Below are 13,858 nucleotides of genomic sequence, written 5' to 3' on the forward strand. Positions count from 1 at the left end.
GGCCTTACGCCTTACGAATACATCGCCAAAGTCTGGACGTCAGAGCCGGACAGGTTCATCGTCGATCCGATCCACCAGATGCCGGGACTAAACACCTAGCGAGCGCGGGTGTGATCACCCGCGCTCGTCTCACCTTAGACAGGCTAGGCGCCAGCCGTGCCGCATTTTGCAAACTTGCCATTCGCGCTCTTGCAACGGGCCGGCTTGGCCGGTGCTTTGGGCGGGCATTTCGTGAAGCGTCCCTTGGCGTCTTTGCACGGTGCGGCGAATGCAGGCGCCCCACCGGCAATTAACGACAAAGACGCGGCAGCGACGAGCAGGGTACGCATGTGGCCAATCTCCAAGCCCTTGATGGGCAAGGCGATGCTATGCCGACCGCGGTATCGGTCAACTGACAAAGCCTTCATCACATTCGCGGAGCTTTCTGCCGGTTGTGCGTTGGTCACCAACAACACTGAGAGGTTGCCATGACTGACGAGAGCACGCCGAAGCCTAACGAAAATGTCCGGGTAAAATCCAAGGACGCAAACCCAGCCGACGACGGTTTCGGTAAAGGTGATGGTTACTCGGGCGACGAGTACGATAGCATGGACCATGCCGCAGAGCGTCACCTACAGAACCGGGACCGGGCGCCTGGTGCCGGGTCGGTCGAAAGGGATGACGGCAGGGACATTCCTCGCGAGGCTGGTAAGCGAGCATATATCGACAACAAAACGGGTGAAGTTTACGGCAGTGGGGCCAGCGCAGGTGGCGGTAATCCGGGTGAAGACATTGACCTCGACACGTCGCGAAGCGGGCCTGAGAAATAGCTATCCGACAGTATCTTATGGACTAGCGACGGCAAAGCTCAGAGCTCAGAGCTCAGAGCTCAGAGCTCAGAGCTCAGAGTTCCGTCGCGAAATTTTGTAGTTAGGCGTCACCAAAGATCTCGACCCGCCGAAACGGGTCGAGGTTTGTCTTTACATGGACGCCAGCATCTCAATGTGATGCTGAACGGTTGGCGCGATGGTCGACGCGACCTGCTTTAGCGCGGGAGCCGAACCGGAAGTGGCAAAACCCTGGTGAAGGGCGAGTGCCTGCTGGTGAGCAGTCTTCTGCTGCTTGATATAAAGTGCATCACGGGCTGGTCCCTTGGACGCCTTGAGCGCAGCAATATTCTTGCGGCCCATCGCGTCGAGCATCGGGGGCTTTGGCGTCAGGCCGGACTGCGTAGCTGCGGCCTTCACATCAGCAGTGCTCTTGTTGTGGTCGCTTACCATCATCGTGGCGAACTGCTTAAGCTCGGCGTTCTTCGTAGTGGCCATTACGAGATTGCTCGATTGGATCTCATATTGGTCCGACGCGCCAGCTTTCATGACATAGGTAGCAGGGGATGGCACGCTTTGTGCCGCTACCAGTGTGGGGGTAGCGATCAGCGCTGCCGTGAGAATAAGCCGCTTCATAATCTTCTCCTACGCCTTGTATTTGCGTAAGTTGATAAGGGATCGGTCGATCATAGTGTTCCCTTATCGATCGACATCCTGCCCCACTCTTAATCTTGATTTATACGATTCGAGGGTTCACGCGGATCACGTGACCGATCAGGCCGCTGGGGGTGCCGCGGATCTGAGTAATTCTTGCGAATGATGGCATGTTAGAACTGTGGTCTATCTTCTATATTCTAGCTCAAAACGTGAAAATTCGCCGTGGGCAGAACGGCTACGTACGCTTGCGATTAAGCAGGATTCGTCAGGCCTATCATATGTGACTACGACTGGGTTGGGGGATCACATATGATCGACGAACTGGCTGCGGATGCTGCGCGCTTTGGCGACGATGACGAAATACGTCGCATTCTCGAGGATGTGGCGGCACTCACGAGAATGGGATTTGTCGCGGTCGCGCGCATAACGGAGGCGCGTTGGATTGCGTGCCAGGTGCTCGACCAGATCGACTTCGGTATGTCGCCGGGAGATGAGTTGCGCATCTCGACGACGATCTGCAACGACATCCGCGAGTCCGGCAATGCGGTAGTGATCGACGACGTCTCCGCCGATCCGCGTTGGAACACCCACCCGGCGCCCGCGCTCTATGGCTTCAAGAGCCATGTGTCGCTGCCGATCATCCTTTCGGACGGGACGTTTTTCGGAACGCTGTGCGCGATCGACCCCCATCCGCGCAAGCTGGCGCAGGCGGATATGGTGCCGACGCTCAGGCGATTCGCGGACCACGTCGCGAGCATAGTGTCTCAGCGGCCCGCAATGCAGCCCCAAACCTTCCGGACTATATCGACGTGAGCATCCGGATCGTCGGTTAACGCACCGCCGGACGCGGAGCGGCACGATGCACTGCAAACTGCATACTGATCCACGGCAGCGCATCTCTTGTGAAACGTAGCAACTTTACCCCCCTGTGCCCGTTTGCGAGCCCAGAGAAACATCACGATGGCACGATACTTCTTCAATACGGCTGACAACCGGCATGAGCCCGATAGTGAGGGGACCGAGTTGGCTGATCACGCAGCAGCGAGGAAGCATGCTATAATTTTTGCCGGCCAGATCATGCACGGCGAACCAGCTGTCTTATGGGACGGTCGGGATTTTCTCGTCGATGTGACGAACGAGCGGGGATTGATCCTCTTTAGGCTCACAGCTTATGTCACCAATGCGCCAGCCGGAGGCGATACGAAATAGCTAGTAGGCTGTGTTCGCAATTACTGGTTTCGGGCGAAAAGTTGACCATAAGCCACTGCGTGCTGGCCGCCTGAGACACGAACGAACTGGTGGCGCCAATACACCCGGAGGTGTAATTGGCCGGACCCGGCAGACTGCATGACAATGAGGTAGCCGGTGTTTCCAACGCGCGAAGTTGATGCCATTATTAGTAGGGTTAAATAGACCAATCACAGAATGACATAAGAAATGGTGGGGATTGTCATGAATCGGTTGAGCGTAGCTAGATTTTCAGCGGCATGCGCGATCACCCTCTCAGCTTCTGTTGCCGCGCAGTCGGGAACCGACTTACGGCATGACAAAGCTGACATATTCGTGGCGAGGTATGCAGATTGTATAATACGGGACAAAAAGACAAGATCGGTAGCTAGCCAATTTGTCAGATCAATACCCAATACGGCAGAATATGTTGATTTGGCGTCAAAGGCGTCAAACTCTAAGTGCCTTTCGGTTGACGCTAGCAGACCGGGCTCTGTTACGATGATGATAATCCAGCCGGACATTTTTCGGGGTGCCCTGTATCCTGCACTATACCGCCTTCAATTCCGGAAGGCGCCAGATCTGGGCCTTATAAAAGACCTTCCCCCCCTCAAGTTAGCTGATGAGTTTAATGGTCCTGTTGCAGCACTGCCGGCCAGTTACCGCCCGGAACGTGCGCTCGGCGATTGCGTCGCTCGATCGTCACCGGTTGCTGCTCACGTTCTGCTAATTTCACGTCCATGGAGCTTGCAAGATACCGGTGCCACTGAGCAATTGAAGCCGGCAATTGCGTCATGTCTCGGTGAGGGCAAGACGATCAGCTTAACGCGGCGCGCGCTAAGGGCATATATTGGGGAAGCGATGTTTAAGCTCGTGTCCGCCTCCCCGAAGGGTTGAGCTTTCAGAAGCCGCAATGCCGAGCAACGCCACGCGGCAGTCTCCATCTGATCCTCTATCGCGCAGAGACAATTGGCGCTTCAGCAATGTCCGTCGTCCACGCCGGCGATCGCATCTTCGACCGGAGCTTCCACTCTCGCTTGAACCCCTGCGACCCCGTCACCGCAGTCCACGTCACGTATTTGCCATTGATTGCGTCGAGTGCGCCCATCAGCCGGTCTCGCTTGGCCGTATCCTCTTCGAACAGCGTGCGCGGCCGTTCGTCCTCAGGAGGCAGATCGTCGAGCATGATACCGGCCTTCGTGTAGGCGTAACCATCCCGCCACGCCTTTTCAGCCGCGCGCCTGGCGGCCCCGATTAGTTCGAAGCTGTCGTTCGTCATGGGATGGAGGGTAGGCGCGGACACCGATATAAGGCTGCGCATTGTCGTACCGGGCGCGGGTGTAGGCAAGGCGGCCAATCTTGGATCGTTCGGGATGACTTTCGGAAGCCATCAATTTCCAGGCAGTCATTTTGAACGACCGCTTAAACGGAAGGCAAGCGATGCCGTGGAACCCGATGAATGAACGGCGGAAGTTGGGAGGCGGGGAAGGGCACCCGAACGGCGACTTATGGGTCCATCGAGGTTTGACCAGCTTCGTGTCGAGCGGCTCGCCGATCGGAGGATCCGTTAGCCCAAGCGCACAGATGGCCAAGGATAGAATATTCAAACCCGTTTGCTTGCCTCGGCAGCTTCCCCGGCAGGGCTGGTGCCATAAAGAGGTTAGGGTTCGGGACTAATGGCATGTGCACAGGGGGCCTGAAGGCACAGGAACAGTCAACTTACTGTCTAGAGTTGTGAGGGCATTGATCTGGCCGTAGTAAGAAAAACTCTATAAGAAAGATTAACGTCGATGCAGTACATCCTTAGCAACATTTTCCCGATTGGGGCGGCGACGATTGCCGGATTGATCATCTTGTTCTTCCGGTTCCGGTATTCACTCAAAGGCGCAACGATCGCAGCTGCAACGCTGGCGCTATTCTGGTTAGCGGCGATCCTGGCGGGCGCGCTTATCCTGGCCCCGGTAGACGCGGGGCCGTGGACAGTTGCGTTAGGAAGCGCGTTCATAATTTGGATCGGCTTCGTGCTGCCTGCTCTTTCGATTGCGCTCAATCTACGTGGCCATCCCTGGTCGATCAGCTTGGCCGACGCGACTTGGTGGTTGGCGATTATGCTTACACAGGCGGCAGTGCTGCACAGCATAGGCCTGACAAGGCCCATATCCGCGGGGAGTGTCGTAAGCTCAGACGCCACGCCTCGGGCTTAACCGGCGGTTTGACACATGAACAAGCGTCCGTTTCCGGGGAGCAGGCAGAGCAGCACGAATGACCGAGTTTGGGTCGATACGCTCGACGCCGACCAAGCTACGGCCTAAAAGTGGGCAAGGTATCCGCCATCGACGGCAATTACCTGGCCCGTAATGTAGGAAGCTGCCGGCGAGGCGAGGAACACGACCGCTCCGGCGATCTCGGCAGGATGGCCCCAGCGGCCGAGTGACGTGCGCCTCGCAAGGTGCGCCGCGATCTCCTCGCTGGCCACCATCGGCGCATTGGCATTAGTCGCAAAATAGCCCGGCGCGACCGCGTTGACCGTGATCCCACGTGGGCCCAGTTCGGCAGCGAGCGCGCGGGTCAGCGCTTCAAGCCCGCCCTTGGTGGCGGTATAAGCGGCGTCACCAGCGCGCGCGATCTGTCCGGCAATTGATGTGATCGTAATAATCCGCCCACCTTCTCGCATTTGCGGTGCCACCATTCGCACGAGGTCAAACGGAGCGACAAGGTTTACTTCGAGCAGCCGGCGGAAAGCGGCGCGGTCGAGTTCAGCGAGGGGACGTCGATCGCGTAGACCCGCATTACTGACGAGTATGTCGATCGGACCGAGCGCTGTTACGGAATCGCGAAGGGCGCTCTCGTCCTCTAGGTCGACGACAATTGCCTTGGCATAGCCGCCCGCATCCACCAATTCGGCTACGACCGCTTCCAACCGCCCCCGGTCACGACCGTGAACTACCACTTCCGCACCAGTCTCAGCGAGGCTCCGAGCGATTGCGTGGCCGAGACCACCACCCGCGCCCGTGACAAGCGCGAGCCGCCCGGTCAGCGTTCTGCTCACTTGTCGGGCCGGCGACGGGATCATCGGGCTTCGCAGCCTGTGTTGTACCACCTAATCACGGACGGGAGCGGGCGGACGGGGCGACATCGGCATGCCGCACAGCAGCGCATGCTAAGATCAGCGTATCCCATTTCTCAACGACTCCGCTACCGGGAACCCGTATTTCTCGAGCCCCGCGACGACCTTCGGCAACCCCTCGGACTGCGCCCAGAACATCGGCCCGCCGCGGTACACCGGCCAGCCATAGCCATAGATCCACACCACATCGACGTCCGACGCGCGCTGCGCCTTGCCCTCTTCGAGGATCAGCGCGCCTTCGTTCACCATTGTGTAGAGCGTCCGCACGACGATCTCCTCGTCGCTGATCTCGCGCGGCGTTACGCCCGATTTCTTGCGGAAGTCGTCGATGATCTCGGTGACGCGCGCGGAGTTCGACGGCGTCCGCTTCTCGTCGTAATCGTAGAAGCCCGCCTTGGTCTTCTGGCCCCAGCGGTTCTCCGCCGCCAGCGCATCGCGGATGTTCTCGATCCGGCTCGGATCGCGGTGCCAGCCGATGTCGACGCCCGCCAAATCGCTCATCTGGAACGGCCCCATCGGCATCCCGAACGCGACATGGACCTTGTCGATCTGCTCCGGGCTCGCGCCTTCCAGCAGCAACTTGGTCGCCTCGACCTGCCGCGGCATCAGCATGCGGTTGCCGATGAACCCGTACGTAACGCCGGCAACGACAGCGACCTTCTTGATCTTCTTCGCGAGCGCCATGACCGTCGCCAGCACATCGTCAGCGGTCTTGTCGCCGCGCACCACCTCCAGCAATTTCATCACGTTGGCCGGCGAGAAGAAGTGCATCCCAACGACGTCCTCAGGCCGCTTGGTGCACGCGGCGATCGCGTCGATGTCGAGATACGAGGTGTTCGACGCCAGGATCGCGCCCGGCTTGGCGATCGCGTCGAGCTTGGTGAAGATCTCCTTCTTCACCTCCATCGTCTCGTACACGGCTTCGATGATCAGGTCGCACTCGGCCAGGTCGGCAAAGTCCAGCGTCGGCTTCAGCGCGCCCATCGCCTGCTCGACCTGCTCGGACTTGATCCGGCCCTTCGCGGCGGTCGCCTCGTAGTTCTTGCGCACGACGCCGGTGCCGCGGTCGAGTGCGTCCTGTTGCATCTCGACGATCGTCACGGGGATGCCCGCCGACAGGAAGTTCATCGAGATGCCGCCGCCCATCGTGCCCGCGCCGATCACGCCGACGCGCTTGATCTCGCGCAGCTTGGTGTCGGCGGGGACGTCGTCGATCTTGGCGGCCTGGCGCTCGGCGAAGAAGATGTGGCGTTGTGCGGCGGATTGCACGCCCATCATGAGCTTCATGAACTCCTGTCGCTCGAAGGCGATGCCCTCTGCGAAGCTGGAGCGGTCCGCAGCCTTCTCGACACAGGCGATGTTGGCAGCCGGCGCGTCGAAGTTCCGGAAACGACGGGCGTTCTCCTTCTTGAACGCAGCCACGGCATCCGGATCGGCCTGCGCGGTCTTCTCGGACGCACGGGGCAGGGGACGCTTGGTCGCGATCTCGCGCGCGAATGCAACGGCGTCGGTCTCAAGCGAATCCTCGCCGACGATCTTGTCGATCAGGCCGGCGTCGAGCGCCTTCTTCGCCGAGATCGGATCGCCCTTCGCGGTCATCTCCAGCGCGAGCTTCACGCCGGCGATGCGCGGAATACGCTGCGTGCCACCCGCGCCGGGGAGCAGGCCGAGCTTCACTTCGGGCGTGCCGATCTTGGCCGAGGGGACGGCAACGCGGTAATGGCAACCGAGCATGACTTCGCAGCCGCCGCCGAGCGCCGTGCCGTGGATCGCCGCGACGACGGGCTTCGACGACGCCTCGATCATGTCGACGACGGTGGGCAGGCCGGGCTCGACCATCTCCTTGCCGAACTCGGTGATGTCCGCACCCGCAAAGAACGTACGGCCGTCGCAGCGGATCACCATCGCGGTGATGCTATCGTCGTTCACGCCTTCCTTGATCGCCGCCTCAAGGCCTTGGCGGACCGCGGCGCCGAGCGCGTTGACCGGCGGGTTGTTCGAGGTGATGACGAGCACGTCGTCATGGCGTTCGGAGCGGATCGGCGAAGTCATACAGTCTCCAGAATTTCTGTCGTTCAACGCGGTGTAGACAGGGCTAAGAAGCACCTTGGAATGTCGGTTTGCGTTTGCTCAGGAAGGCCGCGATGCCTTCGCGGCCTTCAGACCGTCGCGATTGACTTGCGATACTGCGTGCTTCGGCGTCGAGATGTGTTTCGAGCGGCGTGACCAGACTATCGAATAACAGACGCCGCGTTGCGCCCAGTGCCAATGTGGCGGAGGTCACCAACTTTTCGGCCAATGCCGTTGCCTCTTCTCTGAGGCTGCCGCCTTCTACGACGCGCGTCACAAGTCCCATCTTGGCGGCTTCGGTCGCCAAGACGCGTGTGTTGCAAAAGAATAGTTCCTGTGCCCGTCGCAATCCTACGAGACGTGGAACAAGCCAACTTGTACCGCCATCTGGCGACATTCCGAGTGCGGTATACGCCATCGTGAAATGGGCCTCGGGGGCTGCCAACACGATGTCACCGATGACGGCAAGCCCGATACCAGCACCCGCCGCTGGACCGTTGACTGCCGTAATGAGCGGCTTGTCCATTCGCGCCAAGCGAGTGATGGCGGCATGCAGATACGCAGTCGTCTGCTTGATGTGCGCGGGTAACGCATCACCCATTTTTGCAAAGCCGGCGACGTCCCCACCGGCACAGAACATGCGGCCGTTTCCGGTCAAGATGACGCACCGTATCGCCGGGTCTTCGTCACACTCGATCGTAGTCTCCATCAACGCCTTCGCCATCGGCACGTCTATCGCGTTGGCTGCGTCAGGGCGATCGAGGGTCAGCCAAGCCACCGGTCCAACGCGCTCGAACAGCAAGCCGTTCATGTTTGAACCGGACCTTGGGCGTCGCGCCAGTCGCGCTTGATCTTCTTGGCAAGGCTCCACTTATGGACCTCGGTGGGACCGTCGTAGATCCGAAAGGCGCGTACCTCGCGAAAGACTTGCGCGACGATCGTGTCGTCGGTCACGCCGGTGCCGCCCATGACCTGCACGCAACGATCGGCGATGCGCATCAACGCCTCGCTGACCGAAACCTTTGCCATCGAGCTTTCCACGGTACCAAGCGCGCCCGTATCGAGCACGTCGGCGCACCAATCGATCATCAGTTCGGCCTGTCTCAGATCGATCAGATTCTCGGCAAGCATGAAGCCGACCCCTTCGTGATCGACCAGCGGCTTGCCGAACGCGTGGCGGCGGCAGGCATAGTCGGTCGCGATCTCATTCGCGCGGTCGCAGGCACCCAGCCACCGCATGCAATGGGTAAGCCGTGCGGGCGCCAGCCGAACTTGCGCGAGCTTGAAGCCGTCTCCCGGATTGCCAAGCATCTGGTCGGCCGGGATGCGCAGGTTTGTGACAGCGACAACCGAATGACCGCCCGGCATGGAACTGTCGATCGTATCGAGCACGCGTTCGATCGTGATCGCAGGATCGGGCAGGTCGACCAGGAACATCGTCGCACCTTCGTCGGCTTTCGCCATCACGATGCCGACCTTGGCACCGTCGGCGCCCGTGATGAACGCCTTGCGACCATTGACGACCCAGTGGTTTCCATCGCGCGTTGCGGTCGTGAGCATCATCGACGGATCCGAGCCGGCGCCACCATCGGCCGCTGGCTCCGTCATGAAGAAGGCGGATCGCGCCGTTCCGTCCACCAGCGCCGAGAGGAAGCGCGTCTTTTGCTCGGTGCTGGCGACCTTGCCGAGCAGATACATGTTGCCCTCGTCGGGTGCCATGACGTTGACCGCCAATGGCCCGAGTGGCGACAACCCGGAAGCGCGCAGCACCTTAGCCGTATCTCTATGCGACAGGTGGCTGCCGTCGGAAAGAATATGCGGGGTCAGGACTCCGGCCGCACGCGCCAGATTGCGCAACTCCTGGACGAGTTCGTCCGAAGGACCGTGCGCGTTACGCCGGGGATCGTGTTCGTACGGCACCACCTGGTCGCGAACGAAGCCTGCCACGGCTGCGGCAATGGTGGTGCCGCTCATCGGGGTGCCATCCGGATCGCACCGTCCAGGCGGATCACGTCGCCGTTGAGCATGGGATTGGTTAGGATCGCTTCGACCAACGCGGCATATTCGTCTGGTTTCCCGAGCCTGCTAGGGTGCGGCACCTGCGTTCCCAGCGAATCCTGCGCCGCTTGTGGCAGGCCCATGAGCATCGGCGTCAGGAAGATCCCGGGGGCGATCGTCATCACCCGGATGCGATGCTGCGCAAGGTCGCGAGCGATGGGGAGCGTCATGCCGACGACGCCACCCTTCGAGGCGGCATAGGCTGCCTGGCCTACCTGTCCGTCATAGGCGGCCACCGAAGCGGTGTTGACGATCACGCCGCGTTCCTCACCGATCGGCTCGGCCGCGACCAGTCTCGCCGAGAAGCGGGCAATCATAGCGAAGGTGCCTATCAGGTTGATCTCGACGGCGCGGCGGAAGGCGTCGAGCGGATGCGGAACGTTTTCTTTGCCGACGGTCTTGATCGCGGGCGCTACGCCGGCACAATTGACCAATATCCGGGCGACGCCGTGGGCCTGCTCCGCCTCGGCGAGTGCAGCTTCGATGGCGGCGTCGTCCGTTACGTCGACGATCTCGGCGCGCCCGCCGATTGCTGTGGCGTGAGACTCTGCGGCGTCACGATCCCGATCTACGATCGTTACCCTGGCCCCTCTGGCCGCGAGCATCGCAGCGGTGGCGCCGCCTAGTCCGGATGCGCCACCGGTGACGATGGCGGCTATGTCGTTGATCTTCAAGACTGTCTCCTATTGTGCGGTGGATCCGCCATCGACGACCAGTTCGGAGCCCGTCATGTAACGCGATCCGTCTCCGGCTAAGAAGACAATGGCGTCGGCTATCTCGTCCGGCGAGGCCTTGCGCCCAAGCGGAGTGTCCGCCAGCAGCGCGCGCTGTCCTTCCTCCGACGCGTGCGCTCCCGCTGTCAGGGGCGTGGCGACGTGTCCGGGGTGAATGGAGTTGGCGCGTACCCCGTTGCCCAAGGCCGCGCATTCGAGTGCAGTGGCCTTGGTGAACATGCGAACGCCGCCCTTTGCCGCACAGTAAGCGCCGGTGTTGGCGGCGCCCGCGATGCCGCGGATCGACGACATATTGACGATCGCACCGCCCGTCGGCGACTTCGCAAGCAGGGGCAGAAGATATTTGGTGCTGAGAAAGATACTGTCGAGGTTGACGGCCATGACCATCCGCCAGTGATCGAGCGTCGTATCGGCGATGGAACGGAAGGTCCCGAAGCCGGCGTTGTTCACCAGGATGTCGAGATGCCCGATCTCATTGGCAATGGTCCGCGCCACGTCGATCCATCCGGCTTCGTCGGTGACGTCGAGCGTGACGGTGCGGTGCGCACCTGCCGGCAGGTCTTCCAGCGCGCTAGGCAAGGCGTCTGCTGTTCGATCGACGAGAATAACGGTCGCACCGTGTTCGGCCATGCGACGGGCGGTAGCGCGCCCGATGCCCGACGCTGCGCCGGTGACCAGGGCAACGCGGTTTTCCAATTCTCTCATCACGTCGATTGCCGGTCGTTCGTCATAGCCTGACATCCTTCTCGATTATCGCCGTCACGAATAATCGACCGTACGGTCGGTCGTCAACTGTTGTCAGCGTCTGGATGGTCGTTAAGAAGGGCGGTACACAGGCCGCACCAAGGCTCATCGGCTTCTGCTTGAAGGAGAAAGACGTGACTCGCGACGCCCCCGAAGACAATCCGCTGCTTTCAAGCGGGCGACTGCGCTCCAACGCGCCGAAGACCGTCGCGGGTTATGCGCGGTTTCGTAAGGTGGTCGAGGAGGACGGTGCGCTGCCGGCTTCGCTCAAGCGTCTGTTTGTCGCCGCGGCCGCTTGTACGAAAGGCTATGAGGCGATGGCTCGACGGGAACTGGCGCAGGCCGCGACCGCTGGGCTGACGAGCGAGCATGCCGCCGCGGCGATGACGATTTTGTCGAGTTCGCGAGGCGAGGGGGCGGCGCTCCGTTTCGCCGAAGTGCTGAGCGTGACCTATCCCGACGATGCCGTGATCGAGGCCGATGAGCAGCCGGTTGAGGTCGAGGAGGGAGACGCGGAAGGCAATTTCATCAAGTATTTCGGTACGGTGCCGCCATCGCTTCGGCTGTTGCTTGATCTCGTGCCCACCGGCGCCGACGCCTATTATCTCATGCGTGAGGGGACGCTGTCGGGGACCGCATTGGAGCCGGCTCATGCGGAACTCCTGCTCGTGACCGTGCTCGCCGCGGACTATAGTAACTGGGCGTCCGTTCACATCGATGGCGCACGAAAGGCGGGCGCGACCGAGGCCGAGATCGCCGAAGCCATCCTCTGCGCGGTCCCGGTCGCCGGGTTGTCGGCATGGGTGATCGGCGCAACCGCGATGGAAGCGCCAAAGGGCGGTTAACAGGCCAAGGCTGCTCGGATGCATGGACGCACGCGCTCGAACGGCATACGAACGACAACTGATAGACAACAGGATACGACACCGCATGCCGGCAAAGACGACCAAGGTTCGCACGGAAGCGCATGATGAGAAGCGTATTGCGATCATCGAGCATTGCGCCGGCCTGTTCGACAAAGTCGGGTATCACAATACGTCGATGCAGATGCTCGCGGACGAGGTCGGCATGGGAAAGCCGACCCTGTACCATTACTTCCCGAGCAAGATTTCCATTCTGTACGCGATCCACGATACGCATATCCAGGCCTTGCTTGCCGGGCTTACGGTGGAGGAGGGCTCCGATCCGGTACCGTCGCTACGCGCGGCGTGCGTCGGCATCCTGACTCAGATCGCCAACCACCCGGGCTATGTTCGTGCTTTCATGGACAATTACGGTGATCTGGAAGGGGAAATGCGCGATGCTATCCGCCAGGCAAGACGCGATTATTTCGCCCGCGTGAAGGGCTTGATCGAGGCCGGCATAGCGAGCGGCGAATTCCGCAGCGTCAATTCGACCATTACGACCTACGGCTTCCTGGGCATGTGCAACTGGGCGTATAAATGGTACCCGCCGCTGGCCCCGACACAGACGCCGGAGCAAGTCGCGGATGCGCTATGCCAACCCTTCTTCGACGGGCTCAAGACCAACCCATCGCAGGGGTAACGCGCCGGCGGCGATCCTGTTAGACCCCGTCCATGTACGACCGATCGCGACCTGATCCTCACCGTGTTTATGCTTGGACGGTGAGTCCCTCCACGCTGCCATGCTGATCGACGACAATATCCTCGACGCGGTACGGATACAGACGTCCGCAGACATACGTCCGGCTGCCGAGGCGCTGCGCGATGCGGTGAGCGAGCGCACCGGGCTACTCGTCAACATCACGCACAATATCGCCACCTCGACGCCGATGAAGGATGTGGACGGCCGCGTACTCGCCGGCGATGTCTTCACGCCGGGCGAGGCTGGGGCGTTATGGTGGGAAGTACCCCTGCTCGGACTGACGTCGCCTTTGCCCAAGGCGTGTCGGCTGGAGGGGGAACCGTTCTGGTGCAACAGAAGCGGCATTTATTCGCGGTCGCGCAATCGTGCGCTGGAAGCGCTCGACCTCTCCGATTTTGAGGCGCGGGCGTTCACGCGCGCGGCGATCGTGGCGCCGGTGCATCTCCCGTTCGGTCAGATCGGCGCTGCAAGCTTCGTCCATCATGATCATGACGTGGAGGACCTGAGCGCGATCTTCGGCGCGCATGACGAGGCACTGGCGCTGCTCGCGAGAATCTTCATCACCAGCTACGTCAAGGCGACAGAACATCCACGCGAGCAGCTAGCGGGAGTGGCCCTGACGAAGCGGGAGGTAGAGTGTCTGCGTTGGGCGGGGGCAGGCAAGACCAACGACGATATCGCGATCATCCTTGGCCTGAAGCGCACCACCATCCGCTTTCACATCCGCTCCGCCGCGCAGAAGCTCGATGCCGTCAATCGCGACCAGGCGCTGTTCAAGGCGGCGCAGCTCGGCTTTCTCGGCAAGGTGCGCTGACACAAAGGTCAGCGGC

17 protein-coding genes and 1 pseudogene are annotated in these 13,858 nt (G+C 61.0%); 8 read left to right on the forward strand and 10 right to left on the reverse strand.

Translation table 11 applies throughout. The features are described from left to right. Positions 1-99: pseudogene (locus SOM18_RS04100) on the forward strand (IS481 family transposase); the annotation flags it as partial. A 44-nt stretch (positions 100-143) separates the two neighbouring features. Here SOM18_RS04100 and SOM18_RS04105 read toward each other — a convergent pair. Further along, complete coding sequence (locus SOM18_RS04105) at positions 144-329, reverse strand: hypothetical protein (RefSeq protein WP_320481329.1); 186 nt, start codon at positions 327-329, stop codon at positions 144-146. A 138-nt stretch (positions 330-467) separates the two neighbouring features. On the opposite strand from SOM18_RS04105, the gene SOM18_RS04110 reads away from it, so the two are divergent. Then, on the forward strand, positions 468-809 hold the full coding sequence (locus tag SOM18_RS04110) for a hypothetical protein (protein ID WP_320481330.1): 342 nt from the start codon (positions 468-470) through the stop codon (positions 807-809). Between the two features lie 150 nt (positions 810-959). On the opposite strand, the gene SOM18_RS04115 is transcribed toward SOM18_RS04110, so the two are convergent. Beyond that, the gene (locus tag SOM18_RS04115) at positions 960-1,442 is read right to left on the reverse strand and encodes a DUF4142 domain-containing protein (protein ID WP_320481331.1); all 483 of its coding nucleotides are present in this window, start codon (positions 1,440-1,442) and stop codon (positions 960-962) included. Between the two features lie 330 nt (positions 1,443-1,772). On the opposite strand from SOM18_RS04115, the gene SOM18_RS04120 reads away from it, so the two are divergent. Continuing rightward, the gene (locus tag SOM18_RS04120; RefSeq protein WP_320481332.1) at positions 1,773-2,276 is read left to right on the forward strand and encodes a GAF domain-containing protein; all 504 of its coding nucleotides are present in this window, start codon (positions 1,773-1,775) and stop codon (positions 2,274-2,276) included. Positions 2,277-2,423: 147 nt separating this feature from the next. Beyond that, positions 2,424-2,672, forward strand: a complete 249-nt coding sequence (locus SOM18_RS19400; protein WP_414712097.1) for a DUF6894 family protein — start codon at positions 2,424-2,426, stop codon at positions 2,670-2,672. A gap of 209 nt (positions 2,673-2,881) precedes the next feature. Here SOM18_RS19400 and SOM18_RS04125 read toward each other — a convergent pair whose 3' ends face one another. Continuing rightward, positions 2,882-3,214, reverse strand: a complete 333-nt coding sequence (locus SOM18_RS04125; RefSeq protein WP_320481333.1) for a hypothetical protein — start codon at positions 3,212-3,214, stop codon at positions 2,882-2,884. A gap of 428 nt (positions 3,215-3,642) precedes the next feature. Further along, entirely contained in the window at positions 3,643-3,969 is a 327-nt protein-coding gene (locus SOM18_RS04130) for a DUF4113 domain-containing protein (RefSeq protein ID WP_320481334.1), read from the reverse strand. A 511-nt stretch (positions 3,970-4,480) separates the two neighbouring features. On the opposite strand from SOM18_RS04130, the gene SOM18_RS04135 reads away from it, so the two are divergent. Further along, entirely contained in the window at positions 4,481-4,894 is a 414-nt protein-coding gene (locus tag SOM18_RS04135; RefSeq protein ID WP_192191647.1) for a hypothetical protein, read from the forward strand. Positions 4,895-4,998: 104 nt separating this feature from the next. On the opposite strand, the gene SOM18_RS04140 is transcribed toward SOM18_RS04135, so the two are convergent. The 6 genes from SOM18_RS04140 to SOM18_RS04165 form a co-directional block, all read right to left on the reverse strand. Beyond that, positions 4,999-5,739 (reverse strand): SDR family oxidoreductase, encoded by a 741-nt coding sequence (locus SOM18_RS04140; RefSeq protein WP_320481335.1) that lies wholly within the window; start codon positions 5,737-5,739, stop codon positions 4,999-5,001. 117 nt (positions 5,740-5,856) lie between these two features. Then, positions 5,857-7,869, reverse strand: coding sequence for a 3-hydroxyacyl-CoA dehydrogenase NAD-binding domain-containing protein (locus SOM18_RS04145; RefSeq protein WP_320481336.1), 2,013 nt, complete (start codon positions 7,867-7,869; stop codon positions 5,857-5,859). Between the two features lie 43 nt (positions 7,870-7,912). After that, positions 7,913-8,698, reverse strand: a complete 786-nt coding sequence (locus SOM18_RS04150) for an enoyl-CoA hydratase/isomerase family protein (protein ID WP_320481337.1) — start codon at positions 8,696-8,698, stop codon at positions 7,913-7,915. Further along, a complete protein-coding gene (locus SOM18_RS04155) occupies positions 8,695-9,861 on the reverse strand; it encodes an acyl-CoA dehydrogenase family protein (protein ID WP_320481338.1) in 1,167 nt (388 codons plus the stop codon). Before SOM18_RS04155 ends, SOM18_RS04150 begins: the two co-directional genes overlap by 4 nt. Next, complete coding sequence (locus SOM18_RS04160) at positions 9,858-10,619, reverse strand: SDR family NAD(P)-dependent oxidoreductase (protein ID WP_192191652.1); 762 nt, start codon at positions 10,617-10,619, stop codon at positions 9,858-9,860. Before SOM18_RS04160 ends, SOM18_RS04155 begins: the two co-directional genes overlap by 4 nt. Positions 10,620-10,628: 9 nt before the next feature. Then, the gene (locus SOM18_RS04165) at positions 10,629-11,384 is read right to left on the reverse strand and encodes an SDR family NAD(P)-dependent oxidoreductase (RefSeq protein ID WP_320481512.1); all 756 of its coding nucleotides are present in this window, start codon (positions 11,382-11,384) and stop codon (positions 10,629-10,631) included. 173 nt (positions 11,385-11,557) lie between these two features. On the opposite strand from SOM18_RS04165, the gene SOM18_RS04170 reads away from it, so the two are divergent. The 3 genes from SOM18_RS04170 (at position 11,558) to SOM18_RS04180 (ending at position 13,842) form a co-directional block, all read left to right on the forward strand. Then, entirely contained in the window at positions 11,558-12,268 is a 711-nt protein-coding gene (locus SOM18_RS04170; protein WP_320481339.1) for a carboxymuconolactone decarboxylase family protein, read from the forward strand. Positions 12,269-12,353: 85 nt separating this feature from the next. Next, the gene (locus tag SOM18_RS04175) at positions 12,354-12,968 is read left to right on the forward strand and encodes a TetR/AcrR family transcriptional regulator (protein ID WP_192191653.1); all 615 of its coding nucleotides are present in this window, start codon (positions 12,354-12,356) and stop codon (positions 12,966-12,968) included. A gap of 100 nt (positions 12,969-13,068) precedes the next feature. Then, complete coding sequence (locus tag SOM18_RS04180) at positions 13,069-13,842, forward strand: helix-turn-helix transcriptional regulator (RefSeq protein ID WP_192191654.1); 774 nt, start codon at positions 13,069-13,071, stop codon at positions 13,840-13,842. Positions 13,843-13,858 lie beyond the last annotated feature (16 nt).

The organism is Sphingomonas sp. CFBP9019 (assembly GCF_034045155.1).
GTDB lineage: Bacteria > Pseudomonadota > Alphaproteobacteria > Sphingomonadales > Sphingomonadaceae > Sphingomonas > Sphingomonas aerolata.